Origin of the sequence: Streptomyces longisporus, from assembly GCF_039532765.1 — a bacterium.
GTDB lineage: Bacteria > Actinomycetota > Actinomycetes > Streptomycetales > Streptomycetaceae > Streptomyces > Streptomyces longisporus.
In genome coordinates this window covers 114,660-141,034 of record NZ_BAAASG010000014.1, presented here as the reverse complement: position 1 = coordinate 141,034, position 26,375 = coordinate 114,660, and the positions used below count along the sequence as shown (strand labels likewise).

At 70.8% G+C, this 26,375-nt stretch carries 21 protein-coding genes; 12 read left to right on the top strand and 9 right to left on the bottom strand.

Going from position 1 to position 26,375, the window contains the following annotated elements:
• Positions 1-13 precede the first annotated feature (13 nt).
• A complete protein-coding gene (locus ABD355_RS29555) occupies positions 14-1,840 on the bottom strand; it encodes an endonuclease/exonuclease/phosphatase family protein (protein WP_344403850.1) in 1,827 nt (608 codons plus the stop codon).
• Between the two features lie 278 nt (positions 1,841-2,118).
• Between ABD355_RS29555 and ABD355_RS29550 the strand changes: the two genes are divergently transcribed.
• The 5 genes from ABD355_RS29550 (at position 2,119) to ABD355_RS29530 (ending at position 9,103) form a co-directional block, all read left to right on the top strand.
• Positions 2,119-3,564, top strand: coding sequence for a hypothetical protein (locus ABD355_RS29550; RefSeq protein WP_344403849.1), 1,446 nt, complete (start codon positions 2,119-2,121; stop codon positions 3,562-3,564).
• 286 nt (positions 3,565-3,850) lie between these two features.
• On the top strand, positions 3,851-5,296 hold the full coding sequence (locus tag ABD355_RS29545; protein ID WP_344403848.1) for an alkaline phosphatase PhoX: 1,446 nt from the start codon (positions 3,851-3,853) through the stop codon (positions 5,294-5,296).
• 457 nt (positions 5,297-5,753) lie between these two features.
• Complete coding sequence (locus ABD355_RS29540) at positions 5,754-7,334, top strand: TROVE domain-containing protein (RefSeq protein ID WP_344403847.1); 1,581 nt, start codon at positions 5,754-5,756, stop codon at positions 7,332-7,334.
• Positions 7,335-7,418: 84 nt separating this feature from the next.
• Positions 7,419-8,066: a GntR family transcriptional regulator gene (locus ABD355_RS29535; RefSeq protein WP_344403846.1), complete on the top strand. Its 648-nt coding sequence runs from the start codon at positions 7,419-7,421 to the stop codon at positions 8,064-8,066.
• A gap of 20 nt (positions 8,067-8,086) precedes the next feature.
• Complete coding sequence (locus ABD355_RS29530) at positions 8,087-9,103, top strand: 1-aminocyclopropane-1-carboxylate deaminase (RefSeq protein WP_344403845.1); 1,017 nt, start codon at positions 8,087-8,089, stop codon at positions 9,101-9,103.
• A gap of 174 nt (positions 9,104-9,277) precedes the next feature.
• On the opposite strand, the gene ABD355_RS29525 is transcribed toward ABD355_RS29530, so the two are convergent.
• The 7 genes from ABD355_RS29525 to ABD355_RS29495 all read right to left on the bottom strand — a co-directional run bounded on the left by ABD355_RS29525 (position 9,278) and on the right by ABD355_RS29495 (position 16,897).
• Entirely contained in the window at positions 9,278-10,492 is a 1,215-nt protein-coding gene (locus ABD355_RS29525; protein WP_344403844.1) for a TerD family protein, read from the bottom strand.
• Positions 10,493-10,772: 280 nt separating this feature from the next.
• Positions 10,773-11,762, bottom strand: a complete 990-nt coding sequence (locus ABD355_RS29520) for a zinc-dependent alcohol dehydrogenase family protein (RefSeq protein WP_344403843.1) — start codon at positions 11,760-11,762, stop codon at positions 10,773-10,775.
• Complete coding sequence (locus ABD355_RS29515; RefSeq protein WP_344403842.1) at positions 11,759-12,607, bottom strand: carbohydrate ABC transporter permease; 849 nt, start codon at positions 12,605-12,607, stop codon at positions 11,759-11,761. Before ABD355_RS29515 ends, ABD355_RS29520 begins: the two co-directional genes overlap by 4 nt.
• Positions 12,604-13,542 (bottom strand): carbohydrate ABC transporter permease, encoded by a 939-nt coding sequence (locus ABD355_RS29510; RefSeq protein WP_344403841.1) that lies wholly within the window; start codon positions 13,540-13,542, stop codon positions 12,604-12,606. Before ABD355_RS29510 ends, ABD355_RS29515 begins: the two co-directional genes overlap by 4 nt.
• The gene (locus ABD355_RS29505) at positions 13,539-14,912 is read right to left on the bottom strand and encodes an ABC transporter substrate-binding protein (protein WP_344403839.1); all 1,374 of its coding nucleotides are present in this window, start codon (positions 14,910-14,912) and stop codon (positions 13,539-13,541) included. Before ABD355_RS29505 ends, ABD355_RS29510 begins: the two co-directional genes overlap by 4 nt.
• 110 nt (positions 14,913-15,022) lie before the next feature.
• Positions 15,023-15,802: a DeoR/GlpR family DNA-binding transcription regulator gene (locus tag ABD355_RS29500; protein ID WP_344403838.1), complete on the bottom strand. Its 780-nt coding sequence runs from the start codon at positions 15,800-15,802 to the stop codon at positions 15,023-15,025.
• A gap of 285 nt (positions 15,803-16,087) precedes the next feature.
• A complete protein-coding gene (locus tag ABD355_RS29495) occupies positions 16,088-16,897 on the bottom strand; it encodes an NAD-dependent epimerase/dehydratase family protein (RefSeq protein ID WP_344403837.1) in 810 nt (269 codons plus the stop codon).
• A 232-nt stretch (positions 16,898-17,129) separates the two neighbouring features.
• On the opposite strand from ABD355_RS29495, the gene ABD355_RS29490 reads away from it, so the two are divergent.
• Together ABD355_RS29490 and ABD355_RS29485 are read left to right on the top strand one after the other, a co-directional pair.
• A complete protein-coding gene (locus ABD355_RS29490; RefSeq protein ID WP_344403836.1) occupies positions 17,130-18,071 on the top strand; it encodes a 5-dehydro-4-deoxyglucarate dehydratase in 942 nt (313 codons plus the stop codon).
• Positions 18,072-18,101: 30 nt separating this feature from the next.
• Positions 18,102-19,265, top strand: a complete 1,164-nt coding sequence (locus ABD355_RS29485) for a hypothetical protein (protein WP_344403835.1) — start codon at positions 18,102-18,104, stop codon at positions 19,263-19,265.
• A 747-nt stretch (positions 19,266-20,012) separates the two neighbouring features.
• Here ABD355_RS29485 and ABD355_RS29480 read toward each other — a convergent pair.
• A complete protein-coding gene (locus ABD355_RS29480) occupies positions 20,013-21,242 on the bottom strand; it encodes an MFS transporter (RefSeq protein WP_344403834.1) in 1,230 nt (409 codons plus the stop codon).
• Positions 21,243-21,366: 124 nt separating this feature from the next.
• Here ABD355_RS29480 and ABD355_RS29475 point away from each other — a divergent pair, with 124 nt between their 5' ends.
• From ABD355_RS29475 to araD, 5 genes are all read left to right on the top strand, one after another.
• Complete coding sequence (locus tag ABD355_RS29475) at positions 21,367-21,960, top strand: TIGR03086 family metal-binding protein (RefSeq protein WP_344403833.1); 594 nt, start codon at positions 21,367-21,369, stop codon at positions 21,958-21,960.
• Positions 21,961-22,021: 61 nt separating this feature from the next.
• On the top strand, positions 22,022-22,774 hold the full coding sequence (locus ABD355_RS29470; protein ID WP_344403832.1) for an MBL fold metallo-hydrolase: 753 nt from the start codon (positions 22,022-22,024) through the stop codon (positions 22,772-22,774).
• A 159-nt stretch (positions 22,775-22,933) separates the two neighbouring features.
• Complete coding sequence (locus tag ABD355_RS29465; protein WP_344403831.1) at positions 22,934-23,623, top strand: GntR family transcriptional regulator; 690 nt, start codon at positions 22,934-22,936, stop codon at positions 23,621-23,623.
• Positions 23,620-24,531 (top strand): dihydrodipicolinate synthase family protein, encoded by a 912-nt coding sequence (locus ABD355_RS29460; RefSeq protein WP_344403830.1) that lies wholly within the window; start codon positions 23,620-23,622, stop codon positions 24,529-24,531. Before ABD355_RS29465 ends, ABD355_RS29460 begins: the two co-directional genes overlap by 4 nt.
• On the top strand, positions 24,528-26,258 hold the full coding sequence (gene araD, locus ABD355_RS29455; RefSeq protein ID WP_344403829.1) for an L-arabinonate dehydratase: 1,731 nt from the start codon (positions 24,528-24,530) through the stop codon (positions 26,256-26,258). The genes ABD355_RS29460 and araD overlap by 4 nt, the downstream gene beginning before the upstream one ends.
• Positions 26,259-26,375: the final 117 nt, after the last annotated feature.

Here is a 26,375-nt window from a genome sequence, read left to right as displayed (position 1 = left end):
CAGGGCCCGCCCGTTACGGGCGGAAGCGCAGCACCTGCGGGTCGTGGTCGCTGATCTGGTCGTTGAACTCCGAGTTGACGTGCACGCTGTCGTACTCGAACTTGCCGGACCGCCGGATCGACGGGCTGATCAGGATCTGGTCCAGGACCTGCTGGTTGCCCTGGTAGTCGTAGGTGTAACGCTCGTTCTTCGGCAGCGACTTGATCGCCGACCAGAGCTCGCCGTCACCCTCCAGGATCTTCGCGGTGCCGGAGAACTCGAAGTCGTTCATGTCGCCGAGCGCGATCACGTCCGCGTTCTTCTGGACGTCCAGGATGCTCTTGACGAACGCGTTGACCAGCGTCGCCTGCGCGTGACGCTGGGTCTCCGAGCTGCGCGTCGGGGGCTGGTACTGCGAGGTCAGCCCCTGGTCGCCGCCCTTGGAGTTGAGGTGGTTGGCGATCACGAAGACCGTGCGGCCACGGAAGACGAACTCGCCGGCCAGCGGCTTGCGGCTGGACTTCCAGGCGTCGTTCGCCGGGTCGATGCGGCCGGGGGAGACCGTCAGCTGCGCCCTGCCGTGCACCTTGGTGACGCCGACCGCGGTGGTGGAGTCGCCGCCCGCGCGGTCCGTGAAGGACACCCGCTCCGGGTTGAACAGGAACACCTGGCGGATGTTGCCGCCGGGCTCGCCGCCGTCCTGGTCGTTGACCGGGTTGATGGAGCGCCAGTCGTACTTCGGGCCGCCCGCCGCGACGATCGCGTCGATCAGCTTGTTCACCGTCTGGCTCGCGTCGACCGTGCCGTCGTCCGTCGCGCCGTTGTTGTCCTGGATCTCCTCCAGGGACACGATGTCGGGCGACTGCAGGTTGTTCACGATCGCGGCGGCGTGTGCGTCGAAGGTCTTGTCGGACGGGTCGAGGTTCTCGACGTTGTACGTCGCGACCGCCAGCTCGCCGCGGGACTGCTTCTGCGTCGTCTCCCGCTGCAGACCGCCGCTCTTCAGCGTCCCCAGCTGGTTCGCGACCAGGGTGTAGCCGCCGAACTGGTTGAAGTCCAGCGGTCCTGTCGTGGTGCCGGTCAGCGAGTCGCCGACGTTCGCCTTCGGGAAGTCGGCCGTCGTACCCAGCGACTGGATCTGCAGCCGGCCGGTGTTCTGCGACTCGTAGGAGCCGTAGAGGGTGCCGCCGCTGGGGGTCCGGTGCTCGTGCGGCTTCACCGTGACCCACAGCTCGGAGTACGGGTCGGTGGCCGTCACCACGCGGGCGTCGGCGACCTGGACGTTCATGCCCTCCAGGGACTCGTAGTAGTCCAGGGCGTACGTCGACGGCTGCAGCGGCAGACCGTTGATCGAGCCGTTCGCGGCGGTGTCGCCGGCCGGGGTGTAGAGCGCGGGCACCGACTTCGCGTCGATCACCGTGGGGGCCGGCACCGCGTTGCCCGTGGAGACGGTGGTGACGGTCGGCTTGGTGATCTCGGTGACCGACTGGTTGCCGGACGAGGCGCCGCCCGGGACGTACTCGGAGACCGTGCCGGTGACCGTGACGGAGTCACCGACGGCGGCCTTCGGGGCGGAGCTGGTGAAGACGAATATGCCCTCGCTGGTGGCCGGGTTGTCGTCCGGGTTCGGATCCTGGATCCAGAAGCCCTTGGAGGAGCCGTAGGTGCGCACGCCGGTGACAATTCCGGCCACGTCGGTGACCTTCTGGCCGGCGTACGGAGAAATGCGCGTAGCGCCCTGGATGTCATGGATGCGCACGGAGTCGGCGTGCGCCGGCGAGGTCAGGGCTACGGCGGACGCCGCGGAACAGACGGCTGCGACGGTGAGCGCGGCGAGACGCGCGGAAGACTTGCTCGGCAACGGGATCCCTCCGGGGACGTGCGTGGGCGCCGGGACGAGGGTGGTGCTCGGGACGGTCCAAGGCCGCGACCGGTGGGGCGGTGGCGACGCGCGTAGAAAATACAGTGAACATGTGTCCGCTTCGTTTCTACGCGCGTCAATCTCCTGCGTACGCACGCCAGTTGTCAAGGTTTCGGCCATGTACGGACGGGGTCCGGGAGATGAACCGGGCGGCATGGGTGGAAATCCGTCTAGGCTGAGCGGTTGAGTGGTACGACACGCCCGAGGAGAACCAGCCGATGTCAGACAGCTCCCCCCTGCCGCCGGTGCGGCTGCACCCCGAAGCGGAGCTGGCGCGGGACGCGTTGGCCACACCGCTGCTCTCCCGGGCCGCCCGGCTCGCCCGCTGGGCCGGGCCGGACACCCGGATCGACGCCGGGGGCGGGCTCGTGGAGGAACAGCTGCCGGCCGCCGCCGAACTGCTCGGGCTGAGCGGGGACGACGCCGCGGCCTTGACGAGCGAGGCCTGGCGGGTCGCCGTGGACACGGGGCTCGTCGAGATCGCGGACTCCGAAGAGGGGGAGGAGGGCACCGTCGCCGCCGGGCAGGACCTGGCACTGCTCACCCAGGGCTCGCCGCACGACGTGCTGGGCGTGTGGCAGGAGGCCCTGGAGACGGTGCTCGCCGACGCCGGCGTCCCCGACCTGGACGACCTGGAAGGCGCCCTCGACGAGAGCGGCGAGATCGACTTCTCCCGGCTGGAGTGGGACCCGGAGGCGGAGGCCGAGTTCCTCGACGGCGTCCTCGGCAACCTGTACCTGCTCACCGTCAGCGAGGACGGCCCCGGCGACGGGCCCGTTCCGCTGCCCGCCCTCGCCGCGTCGATGATCGTGCCCAGCGACATGGGGGAACCCACCAACGACGTCCTGGAACAGGTCTCCGACGCCATGATGCGGCTCGACGACCAGTTCCGGCTGCTGGAGCCGGTGGGACTCGTCGAGTACCAGCCGGTCGACGAGGCGCTGATGGCGGAGACCGAGGACGCTGCCGCGGAAACCGCCACCCGGGCCGACGACACCGACGTCTCCCGCTACGGCATGGTGCGGCTGACCCCGCTCGGCCTGTACGGGCTGCGGGCCCGGCTGCTGGAGGCCGGGCTCACGGCGCCCGCGGTCGGCGACCTCGTCGACAAGGGCGCCGACGCGCTGCTCGACGGGACGGCGACCTTCCCCCAGGCGGCGGCGCAGGCCGAGACCGAACAGTGGCTGGCCCGTCGCGAACCCCTCGCCGCCGCACGGGAGTTGCTGGCCGCGGCGCGCGGCGCGGACGCCGGAGCCCCCCTGCGCCGCCTGCGCTGCCAGCAGGCGCTGTCCCTCGTCGGCGCCGAGGCCGAACCCGCACTGCGCGAGGTCCTCGACGACCCGGAGCTGGGCGGCCTCGCCCGGGTCTGGCTGACCGAGCACGGCGCCCCGGACGTGCCGGCCCCGTCCGAGGCGATGATCTTCTGGCTCACCATCGACACCATCGCCGCCCAGCTGGCCGCCGAGGGCAACTCCGAGGAACTCCGCGCGCTGGTACAGGGCTTGGCCGCCCAGCACGGCGGCTTCTTCGCAGCGGCCTGGCGGGTCGAGCACCCCGCCACGGCGGACGTACTGGAGGCCATGGGGCGCCTGCACCCCGACAAGCGGATCGCGAAGGAAGCACGGAAGGCGGCGTTCAAGGCGCGCTCGCAGCACGGGGGTTGAGCTCAGCGCTCCACCGGATGTGCCGCGAGTGGCCGTCGATCGTCTGCGGGCCCGCCGTGGCCGGTCGCGCCCACGCGGAGGAGCCGTGCTCCTTGCGGAGATTCGGCTGACCGATTACCCGGGCGCAAGGTTTTTTTGAGTTCCATGGTCTTGCGTGTACGGATTCATGGAAGAGAGCCCGTAGGTGTCGTCCGGCGTTCAACTCCTGTTCAGGCACGGGCGAAACGGTTGCGCGGACCCGAGGTCCGCCACCCTCCACGGCACACCCACCGTCACAGGAGACACCATGTCGCTCACCCGCAGGGACTTCGCCAGAAAATCCGCGATCACCGGTGCCGGTGTCGCACTGGCAGGCAGCGTCGGCGCCCTCGCCACCGCCCCGGGCGCCCTTGCCTCCACGGACACCGGGGAAGCGGGCGAGGAATCGGCCGAGGCACACGGCGGCGTCGGCTACGGACCGCTGGTCCCCGACCCGGACGGCATCCTCGCCCTCCCCGCCGGCTTCACGTACCGGATCATCACCTACAGCGGCAGGACCAAGCTGGAGTCGGGCGAGTTCACCCCGTCCAACCATGACGGCACCTCCACCTTCGCGGGCCCCCGCGGCGCCACCCTCCTCGTCAACAACCACGAGCTGAAGGGCCCGCGCGCCAACTGGCCGCACCCCGTCCCGCTCACCGAGGGCCTCGTCTACGACCCCGCCGCATCCGGCGGCTGCACGGTCGTCGAGGTCCGCCGCGACCACGTCGCCGAGTGGGTCGGCATCGCCGGCACCTCCACCAACTGCGCGGGCGGAAACACCCCTTGGGGCACCTGGCTCACCTGCGAGGAGACCGAGGACAAGGCCGGCCAGAACGGCATGACCAAGGACCACGGCTACGTCTTCGAGGTCGACCCCTGCGACCGCCGCGCCAACCGCGACCCCAAGCCCATCAAGGCGCTGGGCCGCTACGCCCACGAGGCGGTCGTGGTCGACCCCAGGCGCGGTCACCTCTACCTCACCGAGGACGCGTCGACCCCCAACGGCCTCCTCTACCGCTGGACCCCGCCGGAGGGCTTCCGCCACGGCCGCGGCAAGCTCCGCACCCTCGCCGACGACGCCGGTGTCCTTGAGGCCTTCAAGTGCTTCGACTCCGGCGGCAAGTTCGTCGACGACCTCTCCCGCGCCACGAAGATCGGCACCGTGTACGGGGTCGACTGGGTGGACGTCCCCGACCGCGACGCGCGGACGACCCCCGTCCGCAAGCAGTTCACCACCGGCCAGATCACCCGCGCCCGCAAGCTCGAAGGCATGTGGTGGGGCGACGGCGGCGCCTACATCGTCTCCTCATACGCCCGTGACGAGAGCCCCGTGCAGCACGACGGCGCCGTCTGGTTCTACGACCCGGGGCGCCGCACCCTCACCCTGAAGGTCCTGCTCGGCGTCAACCCCGACCCGTCCGCCGAGGGCCACTTCGACGGCCCGGACAACATCACCGTCTCCCCGTACGGCGGCCTCGTCATCGCCGAGGACGGCGAGGGCCTGCAGCACCTGTTCGGCGCGACCGACAGTGGCCGCACATACCCGATCGCCCGCAACGAACTCAACATCGGAACCGAAGAGAAGCCCGAATACAGCGAGTTCACCGGCGTCACCTTCTCACCCGACGGCCGCACCCTGTTCGCCAACATTCAGGAGCCGGGGATCATGCTGGCGATCACCGGCCCCTGGAAGCGCCAGAAGCGCGGCTGATTAATTCGCTCGCTCATCCCGCGGCACGCCTCTTACAGTGATGAACGTCCAGGTGCGAAGGCAGGACCTACTTCCACTCATAATGGGGCGGCCGCGGGTTCGAGTCCCGCCACCGGTACAACGCGCCGGTGTAGCTCAGGGGTTAGAGCACCTACGTCGGTTCCGCCGACCTCGATCTCTGGACACCACAACTTCATTGCACCTCCCGGTGTGAAGCATTTGATCTCGGGGAGGCGCAGCTCAAGGTGGGTGCCCGGTGCGCAGGCGGCGGATACTTCAGGGGACTGGTGGGGGAAAAGCCCTCATGCGGGTTCTAATCCCGTCACCGACCCCGGGGTCGGTGTGGCGGAACGGAAGACGCGCCAGTTTATAAGCACCGCAACCGACTTCGACCTCGGACACCCTCCTTCTGCCGCGCCTCCCTCCGAAACGAACAACGAATTCGGGGGAATTCACCATGGCACGATTCAACACCAAGGCGGCCCGGGCACAGCCCACTTCGCGCGTCACCTCCACGGGGCGAGTGCTCCGTACGTACGAGGGCGGCCGCGGACGTGAGCGGGACGAGCGCTCCGAGCTTTTTCTGCTCGCGGTCGCCAACTTCGTGTCGCAGCAGACGTTCTACGAGACCGGCACCGACCGTGACGACCGGTTCGCGCGCCTCGTCCGGCGCCTCGCCGTGGAGGACCCGACCTGGACCGCCGGTCTGCTCGGCTGGCTGCGCGGCGAGGGCAACATCCGTACGGCCTCGCTCGTCGGCGCCGCCGAGTACGTGAAGGCACGCCTCGACGCGGGCGCCACCGACGGCCCCTCGAACCGCCAGGTCATCGCCTCCGTACTGCAGCGCCCGGACGAGCCCGGCGAACTGCTCGCGTACTGGACCGCGACGTACGGCCGCAGCGTCCCCAAGCCCGTCAAGCGCGGCATCGCCGACGCCGTGCGCCGCCTGTACAGCGGCAAGTCGCTGCTGAAGTACGACACCGCGTCCAAGGGCTACCGCTTCGGCGACATCCTCAACCTGGTACACGCCGCGCCCGATCCGGACAAGCCGTGGCAGGGCGAGCTGTTCCAGTACGCCCTCGACCGCCGGCACAATCCGGACAGCGCGGTGCCGCCCGCCTCGAACCGCGTGCTGAGCGCGCACCGCGAGCTGATGGCGCTGCCGGTGGCCAAGCGGCGCGCGGTCGTGACCTCGCGCAGCGGAGCGGAGCGGCTCGCCGCGGCCGGGATGACATGGGAGGCGCTGGCCGGGTGGCTGCAGGGTCCGATGGACAAGGCGGCCTGGGAGGCCGTGATCCCGTCCATGGGGGTCATGGCGCTCGTGAGGAACCTGCGGAACTTCGACCAGGCCGGCGTCTCCGACAAGGTGGCCGCCCAGGTGGCCGCGCGCATCAGCGACCCGGCGGAGGTCGCGCGCTCGCGGCAGTTCCCCTTCCGGTACCTCGCCGCGTACCAGCACGCGCCCTCGCTGCGCTGGTCGTACCCGCTGGAGCAGGCGCTCGGCCACTCGCTGGCCAATGTGCCCGCGCTGCCGGGCCGGACGCTGGTGCTCGTCGACCGTTCCGGCTCGATGTGGGCGCCGCTGTCGGACCGCTCGGAGCTCAACCGGGCCGACGCGGCGGCGATCTTCGGCACGGCGCTCGCGCTGCGGGCGCAGGACGCCGACCTCGTCGAGTTCGGCACCACCAGCCGACGGCTGGCGTTCGACGAGGGCGAGTCGGTGCTGAAGATCCTCGGCCGCTTCGGCGACCTGGGCGGCACCGACACCACCTCGGCGGTCCGCGCGCACTACCGGGGGCAGGACCGGGTGCTGATCGTCACCGACGAGCAGTACACCTACAGCCGCCACGGCGACCCGACCGAGCAGGTCCCGGCGCATGTGCCGGTCTACACCTGGAACCTCGCCGGGTACCGCGCGGGACACGGCCCGTCGGGCAAGGCGAACCGGCACACCTTCGGGGGCCTGTCGGACGCGGCCTTCCGCATGGTCCCGTTGCTCGAAGCCGCACAGAGCGCCGACTGGCCCTGGGCGGCCTGAGCCGCACGATCGTGGCCCGCACCTCACGGGGGTGCGGGCCACACCCTTGCCCGTGCCGAGGATTGACATCTAACATTTCAGTTTGTGGAGGCCATACGACCTGTCGAGCGCACCCTCCTCAGGGACCGCGCCTACGCATCCATCCGCGACGCCATCGTGGCCGGGGAACTCGAACCCGGTGCCGTGGTGCGGGACGCCGAGCTCGCCGAGCGGCTCGGGCTGTCCCGGGCGCCGGTACGGCAGGCATTCTCCCGGCTGGTCGACGAGGGGCTGCTGGAGAGCAAACCGCAGAGCTACACGCGGGTGACCCCGCTCGTCACCGCCGAGGTGCGGGACGCCGCCGCGGTGGTCGGCTCCATGCACGAACTGGCCACCCGGGTCGCCGTGTCCCGGCTGTTCGCCGCCGACGTCCAGGCGATGCGCGCGGCCAACGAGCGGTTCGCCGCCGCCGTCGGCTCGGGCGACGTCGACGGTGCCCTGCGCGCCGACGACGAACTCCACGACGTGCTGGTCCGCGTCGCCGGGAACCAGGCGGCCGCCGCCACCATCGCCCGCTACACCCCCCTCATCCGCCGGCTGGAGCGCCGCCGCTTCGGCGAGAGCACCTGCCGTTCGGCCGGCCTGCACGAGCAGCTGATCGACGCCTGCGCGCACGGCAGCGTGGACGAGGCGGTCCGCGCCACCGCGGAGATCTGGCGCACCCTCGCCGACGACCTCGCCGACGGCGACTGATCCCGACCCCGGGAGGACCCATGTCCCTTTCCTCGTACGAGCGTTACCCGCTCCTCTTCGGCCCTTCGCCGGTGCACCCGCTGGAGCGCCTGACCGCCCACCTCGGCGGCGCCTGCCTGTGGGCCAAGCGCGAGGACTGCAACTCCGGTGTCGCCTACGGCGGCAACAAGACCCGCAAGCTGGAGTACCTGGTCGCCGACGCGCTCTCCCAGGGCTGCGACACGCTCGTGTCGATCGGCGGAGTCCAGTCCAACCACACCCGCCAGGTCGCCGCCTGCGCGGCCCGCGCCGGGCTCAAGTGCGTGCTGATCCAGGAGAGCTGGGTGGAGTGGCCGGACTCCGTGTACGACAAGGTCGGCAACATTCTGATCAGCCGGCTCGCGGGGGCGGACGTACGGCTGGTGCGGGCTGGATTCGGCATCGGGTTCAAGGAGAGCTGGGAGCAGGCGCTCAGGGAGGTCGAGGAGTCGGGCGGCAAGCCGTACGCCATTCCGGCCGGGGCCTCCGACCACCCGCTCGGCGGCCTCGGCTTCGCCGGATGGGCGTACGAAGTCGCAGAGCAGGAGCGAGAGTTGGGGATCTTCTTCGACACGGTGGTCGTGTGCTCCGTCACCGGCTCGACGCAGGCGGGCATGGTCGCCGGGTTCGCCGCCCTGGAGGAGGCGGGCGGACGTCCGCGTCGCGTGCTCGGCATCGACGCCTCGGCCAAGCCTGCCGCCACCCGGGAGCAGATCGCCCGGATCGCCGGCAACACCGCCCAACTCATCGGGGTCAAGCGGAAGTTGACCGAGGCGGACATCGAGCTGGACGAGCGGTACCACGCCGGGATCTACGGCATCCCCGACGAGACCACCCTGGCCGCAATGCGCCTCGCGGCCCGCACCGAGGGGATGGTCACCGACCCGGTGTACGAGGGGAAGTCGATGGCCGGGATGGTGGACCTGGTCGAGCGCGGGGAGATCGCCCGGGACTCGACCGTGCTCTACGCCCACCTCGGCGGACAGCCCGCGCTCAATGCTTACAGCGCCCTGTTCTGAGCGGGGCTGTATCCCATGCGGCTCTTACGGAAGGGCCGCGGGCGTAGCGAAACCTGGTGACCCGTGTGCGGCCGGGGCGGGGGTGGGCGCGCAACCCGGCGGTGCGGGGTGCCGCTGCGCCCACCCGTGCCGCCCCCGCGGCACGACTGCCCGCAGTTACGACGGCCGGAGCGGCTAGAGAGCCTGTGCGGCCGGCTTCACCATGTTGCGGACCGTGCGGGCCTTTACGAAGTCGCCCATTGCTGTCATTTCCCATTCTCCGGAGAACTGGCGGATCAGTTTTGCCATCATCACGCCCGTCTGCGGTTCGGCGTTGGTGAGGTCGAAGCGGACGAGTTCCTCGTCGGTGGTCGCGTCCAGGAGGCGGCAGTAGGCCTTGGCGACTTCGGTGAACTTCTGGCCGGAGAAGGAGTTGACCGTGAAGACCAGGCCGGTGGCCTCCTGCGGGATGCGGCCGAGGTCGACCACGATGACCTCGTCGTCGCCTCCGCCCTCGCCCGTGAGGTTGTCACCGGAGTGCTTGATCGCGCCGTTCAGGATGGACAGCTTGCCGAAGTAGCAGCTGTCGATGTGGTTGCGCTGCGGGCCGTACGCGATGACCGACGCGTCCAGGTCGATGTCCTTGCCGCCGTAGGCAGGCTCCCAGCCCAGGCCCATCTTGACCTGGGAGAGCAGCGGGCGGCCGCCCTTGACGAGGGACACCGTCTGGTTCTTCTGGAGGTTCACCCGGCCCTTGTCGAGGTTGATCTTTCCGGTACCGGGGGCGGGCGGGCCCGCCGGTGGGGCGGGCGTGGCCGGGGGAGGCGGCGGGGTGGTGGACAGCGGCGGGGCCGGCGGGGTCACCGGGGGCTGCATCGTGGGCGTGGGCGGGGTGACCGGCTGGGACGGGGCGGCGGGCTCCTCGACCGTGACGCCGAAGTCGGTGGCGATGCCGGCCAGGCCGTTGGCGTAGCCCTGGCCGACCGCGCGGGCCTTCCACTGGCCGCCCCGCAGATAGATCTCGACGACCACCAGTGCTGTCTCGGTGCCGAGCTGCGGGGGTGTGAACGTGGCCAGGACGGTGTTGTCGTCCGCGTTGCGGATCGTGGCCGTCGGTTCGATGCCCTGGAAGGTCTGGCCCTGGGCGTCCGGGCTGGCGGTGACCACGATCTTCTCGATGCCCGGGGGGACGGCGGCGGTGTCGACGGTGATCGCGTCGGGTGCCGTGCCTCCGCCCGAGCGGTAGGTCACGCCCGGGCCGACGGGCTGGTTGTAGAAGATGAAGTCGTCGTCGGAGCGCACCTTGCCGTCGCCGGTGAGCAGCAGGCCCGAAACGTCGAGCCGCACCGGGGCGGCGACGTCCACCGTCACGCGGGCGGTGGAGAGAGGGATGTTCGAGCCAGGGGTCATAGCTGTCATGCCGGGTGAACGAGCGAGACCGCTTTACCGTTCCCTTACCCACCCCCCAACCGGCCGCCTTTTGTCTCGCCCCCGCCGCCCCTTCCCATTCCCGCCCCTGGGGGCTCCGCCCCCAGACCCCCGATTTCGGCCTGAACGGCCTCGTCCTCAAACGCCGGACGGGCTGAAACGATCAAGCCCCGGTCGGTGAAAAATCAGCCCCTCCGGCGTTTGAGGAGCGGGGGTCCGGGGGCTGGCCCCCGGGACGGGTAGGGGCGGCGGGGGCGAAAACCTACGGGACCACCACGATCTTGCGGCCCACCCCCGCCGCGAACTGCCCCAGCGCCTCCGGATACCGCTCCAGCGGGATCCGGTCGCTGATGAAGACCTCCGGATCCAGCACCCCGTTCGCGAACAACTCCGCAGCCCGCTCAAAGCTGTGCAGCACCGCCATCGAACCGGTGATCGTGATCTCGTGGTTGTAGATCCGGTACGGATCGATCGTCACCCGCGTCGCATAGTCCGCGACCCCGAACTGCAGAAACGTCCCCGCCTTCGCCACCCGCCCCAGCCCGTCCTGTATGGCGGCCGCGTTCCCGGTGGCGTCGACCACGACGTCCCACCCCTGCGGCCGGTCCAACTCGTCCGCGTTCGAAGCCGACGCCGACACCCCGAGCCGTACCGCCGTCTCCAGCCGCGCCGGGTTGAGGTCGACGACGTCCACGCTCGCCGCCCCCGTGCGCTTGGCGAGCTCCAGCATCATCAGGCCCATCGTCCCGGAGCCGTAGATCAGGACGTGCGCGCCCAGGCGTGACTGCAGTACGTCGTAGCCGCGTACGGCACAGGAAAGAGGCTCCACCAGGGCCGCGTCCTCGGTGCGTACGTGCTCGGGCAGTTTCACGCAGTTCGCCACGGGTGCCACCGCGAACTGCGCCGCGCCGCCGGCCGTCGTGACGCCGATCGCGGCCCAGCGTTCGCAGAGGTTGTTGTGGCCCGTACGGCAGTAGCGGCACTCGTAGCAGTACAGGGACGGGTCGACCGCCACCCGGTCGCCGACCGCGACCTCCGTGACCTGGGTGCCCACCCCGACGACCCGGCCCGCGAACTCGTGTCCGGGCACGATCGGCAGCTTGGGTGCGAATTCGCCCTGGAGGATGTGCAGGTCCGTGCCGCACAGGCCGCAGGCGGCGACCTCGACGACGACCTCGCGCGGGCCGGGTGTCGGGTCGGGGACCTCGGTGACGACGGCGCGGCCCACGGACTCGATGACGGCGGCCTTCATTTGACGGCTCCCAGTGACAGGCCCTGGACCAGCTTGTCCTGGGCGGCGAACCCCGCGGCGAGCACCGGCAGGGAGATGACGAGCGACGCGGCGCACACCTTCGCCAGGAACAGTCCCTGGCTGGTGATGAAGCCGGTCAGGAAGACGGGGGCCGTCTCGGCCACCACGCCGGTCAGGACCCGGGCGAAGAGAAGTTCGTTCCAGCTGAAGATGAAGCAGATCAGGGCCGTTGCGGCGATGCCGGGCAGGGCGATCGGGGCCACCACACGCGCGAGGATCGTCGGCAGCCGGGCGCCGTCGATCTGCGCCGCCTCGATCACCGCCACCGGCACCTCGGCGAGGAAGGACTGCATCATCCACACCGCGATCGGCAGGTTCATGGAGGTGTAGAGGACGACCAGCAGCCAGATGTTGTCCAGCATCTCGGTGTTCTTGGCGAACAGATAGATCGGGAGCAGGCCCGCCACGACCGGCAGCATCTTCGTGGACAGGAAGAAGAACAGGACGTCCGTCCACTTCTTCACCGGGCGGATGGAGAGGGCGTACGCGGCGGGGAGGGCCAGCAGCAGGACCAGGACCGTCGAACCCACCGACGCCACCGCGGAGTTGACCAGCGCCGGCCAGGGGCTCGCACCGCCGCCCGTGCCGAAGAACTCGCGGTAGCCGTCGAGGGTGAGGGCGGCGCCGAAGGACGGCGGGTTGGTCGCCGCGTCCGACTCCGAGTGGAAGGACGTCAGCGCCATCCAGGCGATGGGCAGGAAGAAGACGACGCCGAGCAGCCAGGCCACCAGGCCCAGGCCGACTCCCTTGCGGCGGGGGCTCGTTCGTACGGCGACCGTGCTCATGCGCGGGACACCTCCTCGCGGAACAGGGACGACACGACGCGCAGGGCGAAGGTCGCGATGATGATCGAGCCGATGACCACCAGGACGCCCGCGGCCGAGGCGAGGCCGTTCTCGTGGGCCTGGTAGAAGCTCTGGTAGACGGTGTAGGGGAGGTTGGCGGTGCCCAGGCCGCCGGAGGTGATGGTGAAGACCGCGTCGAAGTTCTGGACGATGTAGATCGAGCCGAGCAGGGCGCCCAGCTCCAGATATCTGCGCAGGTGCGGGAGCGTGAGGTGGCGGAAGATCTGCCAGTCGTTCGCGCCGTCCACGCGTGCGGCCTCGAGCTGCTGGCTGTCGCGGCTCTGCAGTCCTGCCAGCAGGATCAGCATCATGAATGGCGTCCACTGCCAGATCAGGGAGGCCTCGACCGCCAGCAGCGGGGTGCCCGAGATCCAGTCCGGCTGCGGACCGCCGACGTAGTGCAACAGGCCGTTGAGCAGGCCGTACTCGGGGTTGTAGAGGACGTGCTTCCACAGCAGGGCCGCGGCCACCGGGACCACCAGGAAGGGGGCGATCAGCAGGGTGCGGACCACTCCCCGGCCCCGGAACCTCCGGTCGAGGAGCAGGGCGAGCACCAGGCCCAGGACCAGGCTGACCAGGACCACCGTCACCGTCAGCAGGATCGTCGTCCACACCGATTGGCGCAGATCGGCGTCGGTCAGGACCTGCTGGTAGTTGTCGAAGCCGGTGAAGCGGCGCGCCTTGGGATACAGGGCGTTCCAGTCGAAGAACGAGATCACCAGGGTGGCCACGAACGGCAGCTGCGTGACCACGATCATGAAGACCAGGGCGGGCAGCAGCGGGGCCCGGGTGGACCAGGCCTTCAGCCGGGCGGAGGGCCGGCGGGTGGTGCGTACGGGAGTTGCGGCCAGGGGAGCCGTTGTCGTGGCGGTCATCGTCCCTCGTACTCCTTCGAGATCTTCTCGGCGAGCTGCTGGGACTTCCTCAGCGCCGCGTCGACGGACTGCCGTCCGGCGATGGCCGCGCTGATCTCCTGGGAGACCTTGGTGCCGAGATCGGTGAACTCGGGGATGCCGACGAACTGGATGCCGGGCGCGGGGCGCGGCTGCACCCCCGGGTCATTGGGCTTGGCGCCCTCGATGGCCTCCCTCGTCATCTCCTGGAAGGCGCCGGCCTCCTTGCGGTAGTCGGCATTGGTGTACGTCGACGCGCGCTTGCCGGCGGGGACGTTGGACCAGCCGCTGGTGTCGCCGACCAGCTGCTCGTACTGCTTGCTGGAGGCCCAGGACACGAACTTCCAGGCCTTGTCGGGGTTGCGGGAGGCCTTCTGGATGCCCCAGGCCCAGGTGTAGAGCCAGCCGGAGGAGCCGGTCTTCTCGACGGGGGCGGGGGCGTAGCCGAGCTTGCCCTTGACGGGGGAGCCCTTGGCCTCCAGGGATCCGGCGGCGGAGGTGGCGTCGTACCACATGGCGACCTTGCCCTGGGTCATGTTGTTGAGGCACTCGGCGAAGCCGGACTGGGCGGCGCCCGACTCACCGTGTCCCCGCACCAGGTCGACGTAGAACTTCGTCGCCTTCTCGAAGGCGGGGGAGTCGAGTTCGGCCTTCCAGTTCTTGTCGAACCAGGTGCCGCCGAAGGTGTTCACGACGGTGGTGAGCGGTGCCATCAGTTCGCCCCAGCCGGGCAGGCCGCGCAGACAGATGCCGCGCATCCCGGACTTCGCCCCGTCGACCTCGGCGGCGAGCTTGGCCACCTGGTCCCAGGTGGGGTGGGCCGGCATGGTCAGGCCCTTCTCGGCGAAGATGTCCTTGCGGTACATCAGGAAGGACGACTCGCCGTAGAAGGGCTGGCCGTAGAGCTTTCCGTCGTCGGCGGTCAGCGACTGCCGCATCGGCTTCAGGACGTCCTGCTCGTCGTAGCCGGGGTCCTTGGCGACATACGAGTTCATCTCGTGCAGCCAGCTGTTCTTGGCGTAGATAGGGATCTCGTAGTTGCTGAGCGTCGCCACGTCGTACTGGCCCGCCTGGTTGGCGAAGTCCTGGCTGATCTTGTCGCGGACGTCGTTCTCCGGCAGCACGGTGAAGTTCACCTTGATGCCGGTCTCCTTGGTGAAGTGCGCCTTGGTGAGTTTCTGCAGCTCCACCATCTGCGGGTTGTTGACCATCAGGACGTTGATGGAGTCGCCGCCGGAACCGGACCCGCCCGCCCCGACCCAACAGCCGGAGAGCAGCGGGGCGAGCAGCGTCCCTGCGGCGGCCATGGCGAGCGTTGCTCGCGATGGCCGTCGTCGGCTCGGGGTGCGCATGGATCGCTCCTGAACATATGGGGAGATAAGGGGCGGTTGCGGGCGTGGAAGTGCCCTGGGGGAGGCGAGTTGGAATTTCAGACGCGCGAGGTGCGGGCGCGATGGGTTCTCTAGACGCGGATGACCTGCGGGCCCAGCAGTGAGTAGCGGTGGGCCTCGGACGAGGGGAGCAGGGTGCTCGTGACGATCGTCTCCAGTGCGCCGATCTCCGCGAACCGGCAGAAGCTGACCGCCCCGAACTTGGTGTGCACGCCGGCGAACACCGTGCGGCGCGCGGCCCGGATGGCCTGCGCCTTGACCTCGCTGACCGCGGGGTCGGGGGTGGTCAGGCCGTGCTCGCGGGAGATGCCGTTGGCGCCGATGAAGGCGAGGTCGAGGACGAAACCGGCCAGCATCTTCGTCGTCCAGTGGTCGACGGTGGCCAGCGTCCCGGGGCGGACCCGGCCGCCGAGCAGCAGGACGGAGACGGCGTCGGCCTCGGCGAGTGCGCCCGCGACCGGCAGGGATGCGGTGACCACGGTCAGCGGCCGGTCCCTGGGCAGTGCCTCGGCGATGAGCTGCGGGGTGAAGCCCTCGTCGACGAAGACCGTCTCGGCGTCCCCGAGCAGCTCGGCCGCGGCGGCCGCGATCCGGCGCTTCTCGGGCACGTGGCTGGTGGCGCGGAACTCGAGCGTCGTCTCGAAGCCCGCGCTCTCCACGGGGTAGGCGCCGCCGTGGGTACGGCGGACGAGGCCGTGGTCCTCCAGGGCGCGCAGATCCCGTCGTACGGTCTCCTTGGCCACGCCCAGGGCGGCGGCGAGCGCGGTGACGTCCACCGAGCCGGTGGCGCGCGCGGCCCGTACGATCTCCCGCTGGCGCTCTTCTGCCGTCTTCGCGGAGTTCGCCGTCATCGCCGTCACCTGCTCCCGTGCCGTGCTGCCCGTTCGGGCCCGGTGGGGCCCTCGCAGGAAGTTCTACCCCCGGGGGCGCGGCACTGACCAGGCCTGTTGCAGGGCCGATGCTGCCCGTGTGTGCCCGTTTGCCGAACGGAGTGCCCGCCTCGGACCTGCGGGGCTGCGGGTGGGGGCGTGGGATCGGGCAGGCGCGGTGACCGAATGCCGGGGCGGGCGGGCCCGTTCCGTGCCCGCCCGCCCCCGCGAACGATCGTTTCCCGCCTTTTGGAGGCGTCGGAGAACTCAGTACGGCCAGATCGGGGGGTCGCTCACGAAGTGGCCGCCCAGGTAGGCGTGGGCCATGTTGTCGGGGTCCAGTTCGCCCTGCTCGGCGATCAGCTTTTCTGCATACGGCTCAGAGTCGTCCTGCGGCTCGTAGCCGAGGGACCGTGCCGTGGACAGGTCCCACCACAGGCGGGTGTTGGCCGAGGAGCCGTAGACGACGGTGTGGCCGACGTTCTCGGCGGTCAGGGCCGCGTGGAAGAGGCGGGCGCCGTCTGCCGGGCTCATCCAGATGGACAGCATGCGCACGCTGGTGGGCTCGGGGAAGCAGGAGCCGATGCGCACCGAGACCGTCTCCAGGCCGTGCTTGTCCCAGTAGAGCTGCGCGAGGTCCTCGCCGAAGGACTTGGACAGGCCGTAGAAGGTGTCCGGGCGGCGCGGGGTGTCGATGGGGATCAGCGGGTCGTTCGCCTGGGGGCGCGGGGTGAAGCCCACCGCGTGGTTGGAGGAGGCGAAGACGATACGGCCGACGCCCTCCTCGCGCGCCGCTTCGTACAGGTTGTACGTGCCCTCGATGTTCGCCGCGAGGATCTTCTCGAAGGGGGCTTCCAGGGAGATGCCGGCCAGATGGATGATCGCGTCGACGCCCCGCACCGCCTCGCGCAGGGCCTTCTTGTCGGCGAGATCCGCGGTGACGGCGTCCGGGTCGCCCTCGATCGGGCGTACGTCGAGGAGGCGCAGCTGGTAGCCGAAGGCCGGCAGCAGGTTCCGCATCAGGGTGCCGAGCCCGCCGGCGGCGCCGGTGAGCAGAACGGTGCGGGGGGCTGGCATCCTCGCTTCTCCTTCGGTTGGCGGGGCGCATGCGTGCACGTTATTCACATCCGTGGACACGCTAAGGAGCCGCGCCGTACCCCGTCAAGTGCTCTGCGAAATGGGGAAATCCGCTGATGTGATGCCGGTGGGCGCGCTTGACCGGCCGTAAAGGGGCACCTTAGCGTGGTGCCGTTCAGAAATGTAGACACAGATCATGACCGTGGAATCCACATCGGAATCGGGAGTGCCCGTGACGTCCGTCCCTCTCGCCGCTCGACTCGGCATCCCCAGCGGGCCGCTGTTCTTCCCGGTCACCGCCTACGCCCCCGACGGCTCGGTCGACCTCGACGTGTACCGCACCCATGTGCGCCGCGGGGTCGAGAGCGGGGCCGCCGCGGCCTTCGCGTGCTGCGGCACCGGTGAGTTCCATGCGCTCACGCCCGAGGAGTTCGAGGCGTGCGTGCGGGTGGCGGTGGAGGCGGTGGACGGCCGGGTGCCGGTGGTGGCCGGTGCGGGGTACGGCACCGCGCTCGCCGTCCGGTACGCGCGGGTGGCGGAGGCCGCCGGGGCGGACGGGCTGCTCGCCATGCCGCCGTACCTGGTACTCGCCGGTCAGGAGGGGCTGCTGCGGCACTACCGGGAGGTGGCCGCAGCGACCGCGCTGCCCGTGATCGTCTACCAGCGCGACAACGCCGTGTTCACCCCGGAGTCCGTCGTCGCACTGGCCCGCACGGACGGGATCATCGGCTTCAAGGACGGCCTCGGCGACCTCGACCTCATGCAGCGCATCGTCAGCGCCGTCCGCAGCGAGGCCCCCGGCGACTTCCTCTACTTCAACGGCCTGCCGACCGCCGAGCAGACCCAGCTCGCCTACCGCGCGATCGGCGTCCCGCTCTACTCCTCCGCCGTCTTCTGCTTCGCCCCGGAGATCGCGCTCGCCTTCCACCGGGCGCTGGAGTCCGGTGACATGGCCACCGCGCACCGGCTCCTCGACGGCTTCTACCGGCCGTTCGTGGAACTGCGCGCGCAGGGGCGGGGTTACGCCGTCGCCCTGGTCAAGGCGGGTGTACGGCTGCGCGGGCTCGACGTCGGGGAGGTGCGGCCGCCGCTGAACGAGCCCACCGAGGAGCATGTCAAGCAGCTCGCCGAGCTGATCGAGCGCGGGTATGCGCTGTTGGAAGAGAACAAGTGAAGGCGGAGAGCCAGTGAAGGCGGAGAGCCAGTGAAGGCGTCGACTTTCGTCTACCCCTGGGACGTCAACGGGGACCCGGCGGCCGCGGGCCGCATCGCCGGGCTCGGTGTGCAGCAGGTGACGCTGGCCTCCGCGTACCACTCCACGCGTGCGCTGACACCCCGCCACCCGCGCCACCGCATCGTCACCGCCGAGCACGCGGCCGTGCTGTATCCCACCGACGACCGCTGGGAAGGGCGTGCGCTGCGCCCCTACCCGGCCGGGGACTGGGCGCCCGGAGACGCCTATGGCGAGGCGGCCGCGGCTCTCGCGGCCGCCGGCCTGGAGGTGCACACCTGGGTCGTCCTCGCCCACAACTCCCGCCTGGGTGCCGAGCATCCGGACACCTCCGTCGTCAACGCCTACGGTGACCGCTACCCCTGGGCCCCCTGCATCGCGCAGCCCGCCACGCGCGCGTACCTCGTCGACCTGGCCGTCGAGGCGGCCGTACGACCGGGAGCACGCGGCACCGAGCTGGAGTCGCTCGGCTGGTACGGCCTCCAGCATCTGCACGCGCACGACAAGACCGGCGGGGTGGGCCTCGGGGACGCCGGGATGTACCTGATGGCGCTCTGCTTCTGCCCCGCCTGCCGGACCGGCTACGGCGAACAGGGCCTGGACGCCGACGAGTTGGCAGCTTCCGTACGCGACGCTCTGGAGCCGCTGTGGCGCGGGGCGCCCGATGACGGCGGGTGGGCCGGGGTCGAGAAGCTGCTCGGCGAGGCGAAGGCGTCCGCCACGCGCGCGTGGCGCGACGAGACCGCCCGCACGCTCCAGGAGACCGCGGTCCGGGCGGTGCGCGCGGCGGCCCCCGACGCCTTCCAGATCCTGCTGCACGCCGACCCCGTGACGTACCACGTCGGCGCCAATCCCGGCGTGGACCCCGCCCACATCCTCTCCGTCGCGAACGGAGTGGTCGTACCGTGCGCGGGCGGCACGGACCTGCTGACACCCTTCGCCGAGCAGTCCCGGGATGGGTCCGTCATCGCCGCCAACTTCCCCGTGATCTCCGGAATGGGCGGCACCCCGGCCACACTGACCGCGGACGCGGCACAGGCAGCGCGCCAGGGGGCAACGGAACTACGCCTGTATCACGCGGGTTTGGCTTCGGACGGTGACTTGGAGGCGGTACGGTCGGCACTCGCTGGGCTCTGAGGGGCCGGTTTGACGGCGGGCGGCAGGGCCGTGCCATGGGCCTGCCGCGGATGTTCGCGCAGGCAGGGGCGGCGGAGAGCGACCGAATCGCGGTTCATGATGCCGAGTCGGCGTCGGACGACGACCTGGAGGCGTTTCGCCGGGGCCCGGACGCCTTGGCCGCGGATGCGGCGCAGATAGGGCGCCGGGGGCGGCCGAATTGCGGCTGTGAGATGCGAGGTTGGCGTCGCCCAGTGATTTGGAGGCGGTGTGCTCGGCGCTTGCCGGGGATGGGTGGGGGCGGTCTGCATGCTGGGCCAGGGGTCTGTTGGCGCCTTCGCCGGGGGTGGATGGCAGCCCGGTGTTGCTGCCGCGGCTGCGGCGCGGGTAGGGCGCCGGGGGTGGTCGAAGTGCGGCTGTGGGGTGCGAGGTTGGCGTTGGGCGGTGATTTGGAGGCGGTGTGCTCGGCGCTTGCCGGGGACGGGTGGGGATGGTGTGCGGTCTGGGCCAGGGGTCTGTTGGCGCCTTCCGCGGGGGATGGCGGTAGTCCCCCCGCCTTCCTGGCTGCGGACGCGGCGCGGGTAGGGGCCGGGGAGCGGCCGAATCTGCGGTTGTGTGGCGTCGGACGGTGACCTGGAGGCCGTGCGGTCTGCGCTCCGGGCATCTGAGGGAGCCGGCCGGCAGAGCTGGGCCGGAGGCCTGTTGGCGCCCTTCGCCCCGGCCTCGCTGCCGGGGACGTGGCGCGGGCGCGGGTGAACCCCGGATGTGTCACGTCGGGTTGGCGCCGGACCGTGGCCTGGAAGCGGTGTGGTCGGTGTTTGTCGGGTGTCGGAGGAGTCGGGTGGCTGTGGGCAGCAGAGTTGCGCCCAGGGCCAGTAGCAGGGGGCGGTAGTCCGTGAGTTCGACCAGGGCTGCTCCCGTGGCCAGTCCTAGCACGTTCGGTGTGAAGAGGAGGGTGTTGGCCGTGGCGGCCGTGCGGCCCAGCAGGGCGTTCGGGGTCTCGTGCTGTACGGCGGTCAGTGCGGCGACGAGGACACAGGGGAGCCCTGCTCCGATCGCCGCGCTGCACAACAGGGCCACCGGGTCCGAGGGGGTGGCCCGGGCGGCGATCGCGATGCCCGTGAGGGCGATCCCGTAGGCCGCGAAGCGGTGTTCGCCCAGGCGGCGCAGGGTCGGGCCGCAGACCAGGCCGACGGCCACCGAGCCGATGCCCTGGACGGCGTACAGGACACCGGCGTAGGCAGGGGAGTGGCCGAGGCCGTCGATGACGGCGTAGAGCAGTGCGCCGGACAGGCCCGAGCAGAACATCGTGGTGGCGCCCGCCAGGACGAGGGGGCGCAGGCGGGCGTGCTTCCAGAGGTACCCGACGCCCTCCGTGGTCCCTGCCCGGCGGCCGGGCGGCCGCGGGTTCTCCTCGCGAACCCGCAGCAGGGCGTACAGGCCCGTGGCCAGCACGAACGTGACGGCGTCCAGCAGGGCGACGCCCGGGCCGCCGTATGCCGCGAAGAGGGCCGCGCCCGCGAGGGGAGCGACCAGCTTCATGCCCTCGGTCGCCGTCATGCGCAGCCCGTTGAAGTCGCCCAGCAGGGACCGGTCGACCGCGGCCGCGACGAGGGCCGACTCGGCGGCGTCATGGACGACGCCCGCGGCGCCGTACACGAGCAGGACCGCGTACAGCAGCCACAGCCGGCTCGGGGAGTCGACGGTGAAGAGGGTGAGCAGGAGGGCGGCCAGGAGGAGGTTCGCGCCGATCAGCAGGGGTTTGCGGCGGAGCCGGTCGGCGAGGGTGCCGAGCAGGGGGCCGGCGAGCGTGGGCGCCCACATGGCGAGCAGGCACAGCGCGGCCAGGCCGTCCGAGCCGGTCAGCTCCTTGACCCATACGCCGGACGCCAGCCACAGCGCCGACGTCCCGAAACCGGAGATCACCACGCCGGCGAGGTACAGACCCGCATTGCGGTCCCGCAGCACCCGCACGACCGCCCATGTCGATGTCGTCATGCCTGGCCATGGTGGGTCTAAGGCCCCCGGCCGGGGATGAGGCAAGTGCCTTAACCGGGGCTGCGATGAGTTTCGGGGGCGCGGTCGGTCTACATCGACGAGACACGACTGTGAGGAGCAGCGCATGAGTGACACGACCCTCGACTTCGGACCCCAGACCCGCGTCATCGCGCGGCTCGCGGAGGGCGTGGGCGACGAGCAGCTGGCGGATCCGACGCCCTGCCCGGACTGCGCGGTGCGCAACATGCTGGGCCATCTGCTCGGACTGTCCGTCGCCTTCCGCGACGCGGCCCGCAAGGACCTGGGCGTCACGACCGACACCAACCCCGGCGCCGCCGCCCCGGACCTCGCCCCCGACTGGCGCGAGGCCCTGCCCAAGGTCCTCGACGAACTGGCCGAGGCCTGGCGCGACCCGGCCGCCCGGGCCGGTATGACCAGGGCCGGCGGCATCGACCTGCCCGGCGAGGTCGCCGCTGCCGTCGCCGTCGACGAACTGGTCATCCACGGCTGGGACCTGGCCCGCGCCACCGGCCAGGAATACACCCCCGACCCGGCCGCGCTCCAGGCCTCGCACGACTTCCTGCTGGCCGCGGCCAACGACCCGAGCCGGGGCGGCGGCATCTTCGGGCCCGTGGTGCCCGTACCGCCGGATGCTCCGCTGCTCGACCGGGCGGTGGGGCTCAGCGGGCGGGACCCGGGGTGGACACGCACGCGCTGACCGGCGGGCGACGGCATCCGCCAAGGCGGCGTGGCGTGCGAGCGAACCGTACGCTCCCCGCATGGCCTTCACCCTCACCGTCCTCGGCACCGCCTCCCCGCACCCGCAGCCCGGCCACCCCTGCTCCGGGTATCTCCTGCGCGGCGGGGGCGCAGAGGTGTGGGTGGACGCCGGGCCCGGCAGCTTCGCGGAGTTGCAGCGGCACACGGACCCGGCGCGCCTGAGCGCCATCTGGATCTCGCACCTGCACGCGGACCACAGCGCCGACCTGCTGTCCGCGGTCTACGGACTCGCGTACGGCGGACTCACCCCGCCCGCGCCGATTCCGGTGCACGCACCCGGCGACTGCGCCCAGCGCCTCGCCGGGTTCTTCGGACGCCCCGATGCCGGCTTCCTCAGCGGCATCCTCGACTTCCGTACCTTGTACGAAGGCCACACCGCCCGGTACGGCGACCTGCTCCTCACCTCCCGCGCCGTCGTCCACGACGTCGAGGCGTACGGACTGCGGGCCGAGTGCGAGGGGCGCGTGCTCGCCTACTCAGGGGACAGCGGGCCGTGTGCGGCGCTCGGCCGACTGGCCGCCGACGCCGACCTGTTCCTGTGCGAGGCCGACATCGACGCCCATCGCGAAGGCGAACAGGTGCACTTGACCCCCGAGGACGCCGGCCACACGGCCCGCGCGGCCGCCGCGAGCCGACTGCTCGTCACCCACGTCGGACCCACGCTCACCCGTGAGTCGGCGACGAAAAGGGCCGCCGCGGCCTTCGGCGGCCGTACCACCACCGCCCGCGAGGGCGAGACCGCCACCGTCTGAACGACCGACCTCCCGCACCCCAACTTCCTTTGTCAGAAGCATTGACGAAACATGCGGCCCCTCCTACCTTCAACGCGTCGTACTTCGTACGTCATATATGAGACGCGATACGCGAGATCAGATACCCGAGATCTGACACGTGACTTCCGAGAGGCGCGCATGACCTCTGTGCCCACGCCGATCCCGTCCCGCACGCAGTACGTGCTGGACGCGATCAAACACCGCATCCTCACCGGGCAGTTGACGCCGGGCCAGGCCCTGGTCGAGACCGAGCTCGCCGCACAGTTCGGGGTGTCCAAGACCCCCGTGCGCGAGGCGCTCAAGACCCTCGCCGGTACCGGTCTCGTCGTGATGAGCCAGTACAAGGGCGTCACGGTGCGCATGGTGGACGCGGACATGGCGCGCGAGGTCTACGACGTGCGGCTGCTGCTGGAGCCCGAGGCGCTCCGGCGGGCGGTGCGGCGAGGCGCCTCACTCGACGCCGCGCGCACCGCGCTGACCAGGGCCGACGACGCCACCGACACCGCCGAACGGTCCCTCGCCAACCGGGAGTTCCACCGCGCCCTCTACCTCCCCTGCGGCAACCCGCTGCTCGGCCGCATGCTCGACGAGGTCCGCGACCAGGCGGCCCTCGTCTCCGCGGTCGCCTGGGCGGCCTCGCCCTCCTGGGAGCGGGAGGCCGGCGAGCACCGGGAGATCCTGCGGCTCGCCCTGGAGGGCGACGCCGACGGCGCGGCCCGCGCCCTGCACGCCCATATCGCGTCCTTCGTCGAGCGAGCGTTCCCCCAGGCAACCGACCTCACGGACCGGGGAGCGAACCAGGCAGCGAACCAGGAAGGCACCGCATGAGCAGCGCGACGTTCGAGGCCCAGCGGGCGGCCCTGGCCGACGTGGTGGCGATCCCGGTGACTCCGTTCGCCGAGGACGGCACCGTCGACCAGGACGCCCACCGGGCCCTGCTGCGTCGGCTGCTCGAGGGCGGGATCCGCATCCTCACTCCCAACGGAAACACCGGCGAGTTCTACGCGCTCTCCCCCGAAGAGCGCCGTCTCGTCACCGAGTTGACCATCGAGGAGACCGGCGACCGCGCCGCCGTCCTCGTCGGCGTCGGCCACGACGTGCCCACCGCCGTCGCCTCCGCCCGGCACGCCCGTGAGTACGGCGCCCAGATGGTGATGGTCCATCAGCCCGTGCATCCGTATGTCTCCCAGGGCGGCTGGGTCGACTACCACCGCGCCATCGCCGAGGCCGTCCCCGAGCTGGGCGTCGTCCCCTACATCCGCAACGCCCGGCTGGCCGGCGCCCGCCTCGCCGAACTCGCCGACGCCTGCCCGAACGTCATCGGCGTCAAGTACGCAGTCCCGGACGCCGCCAAGTTCGCCGCCTTCGCACGGGACGCGGGGCTCGACCGCTTCGTGTGGGTCGCCGGCCTCGCCGAGCCCTACGCGCCCTCGTACTTCTCCGCGGGCGCCACCGGCTTCACCTCCGGACTCGTGAACGTCGCCCCGTCCGTCTCGCTGAACATGATCGAAGCGCTTCGATCCGGTGACTACGCGGGCGCCATGAAGGTCTGGGAGCAGATCCGCCGCTTCGAGGAACTGCGTGCGGCGAACGGCTCCGCCAACAACGTCACCGTCGTCAAGGAGGCCCTCGCCTCCCTCGGCCTGTGCCGCCGCGACGTCCGCCCCCCGAGCAGCACCCTTTCCGAGGACGAGCGCGCCGAGGTCGCCGCCATAGCCGCCGGATGGTCGATATGACCGACAGAATGCGTCCCGAGGAACTCAGAAGCCACCAGTGGTACGGGACCGAGGGCCAGCTGCGCACCTGGTCGCACAACGCCCGGATGAGGCAGCTCGGTTACGAGGCGGAGGAGTACCGGGGCCGCCCGGTGATCGCCGTGCTCAACACCTGGTCGGACATCAACCCCTGCCACGTCCATCTGCGCGAGCGCGCCGAGGCGGTCAAGCGGGGCGTGTGGCAGGCGGGTGGCTTCCCGCTGGAGTTCCCCGTCGCCACGCTCTCGGAGACCTACCAGAAGCCGACCCCCATGCTCTATCGCAACCTGCTCGCGATGGAGACGGAGGAACTGCTGCGGTCCTATCCCGTGGATGCGGCCGTGCTGCTCGGCGGCTGCGACAAGTCGACCCCGGCGCTGCTCATGGGCGCCGCCTCGGCCGACGTACCGTCGATCTTCGTGCCCGCCGGACCGATGCTGCCGGGACACTGGCGCGGTGAGACCCTCGGCTCCGGCACCGACATGTGGAAGTACTGGGACGAGCACCGAGCGGGCAACCTGACGGACTGCGAACTGCGGGAACTGCAGGGCGGGTTGGCGCGTTCCCCCGGTCACTGCATGACCATGGGGACCGCCTCCACGATGACCGCGGCCGCCGAAGCCCTCGGCATGACACTGCCCGGCGCCTCCTCGATCCCGGCCGTCGACTCCGGGCACGAGCGGATGGCGGCCGCGTCGGGGCGCCGCGCCGTGGACCTCGCCTGGACCGGGCTCAAGCCGTCCGGGATCCTCACCCGCGAGGCCTTCGAGGACGCCGTCACCACGGTGCTCGGGCTCGGCGGCTCCACCAACGCCGTCATCCATCTGATCGCGATGGCGGGCCGCTCCCGAGTCCCGCTCGGCCTCGACGACTTCGACCGCATCGCGCGGACCGTGCCGGTGCTGGCCAACGTACGGCCCGGCGGACGGACCCACCTCATGGAGGACTTCCACTTCGCCGGCGGCCTGCCCGCCTTCCTCTCGCGGATCACCGACCTGCTGCACCTGGACCGCCCGACCGTCAACGGCACTCTGGGCGGGCAGATCGAGGGCGCCGTCGTCCACAACGACGACGTGATCCGCACCCGCGAGAACCCGGTCGCCGCCGAGGGCGGAGTCGCCGTCCTGCGCGGCAACCTCTGCCCCGACGGGGCCGTCATCAAGCACATCGCCGCAGAACAGCACCTGCTCAAGCACACAGGTCCCGCGGTCGTCTTCGACGACTACAAGGCCATGCAACGCACCATCGACGACCCGGAGTTGAACATCACCGCCGACAGCGTGCTGGTGCTGCGCAACGCCGGGCCCAAGGGCGGCCCCGGCATGCCCGAGTACGGCATGCTGCCGATCCCCGACCACCTGCTCAAGCAGGGTGTACGGGACATGGTCCGCATCTCCGACGCCCGGATGAGCGGCACGAGTTACGGCGCCTGCGCGCTGCACGTGGCGCCCGAGTCGTACGTCGGCGGCCCGCTCGCCCTCGTCCGCACCGGCGACCTCATCACCCTCGACGTCGAGGCACGCACCCTCCATCTCCACGTGGACGACGAGGAGCTGGAGCACCGCAGGGCTGCCTGGACACCCCCGCCCACCCGCTACGAACGCGGCTACGGCGCCCTGTACAACGACCAGATCACCCAGGCCGACACAGGCTGCGACTTCGAGTTCCTGGCCCAGCCTGGCAAGGTACCGGACCCTTACGCAGGTTGACCGTGCCCCCGTAGGGGGCGCGGGGCTGCATCGATATGCGGCTCCGCCGCGTGGGCGCGATCAACCACAACGAGCCAGCAGCCGCTGTTCAGCCGCAAGCGGCACCCCATGCGCACC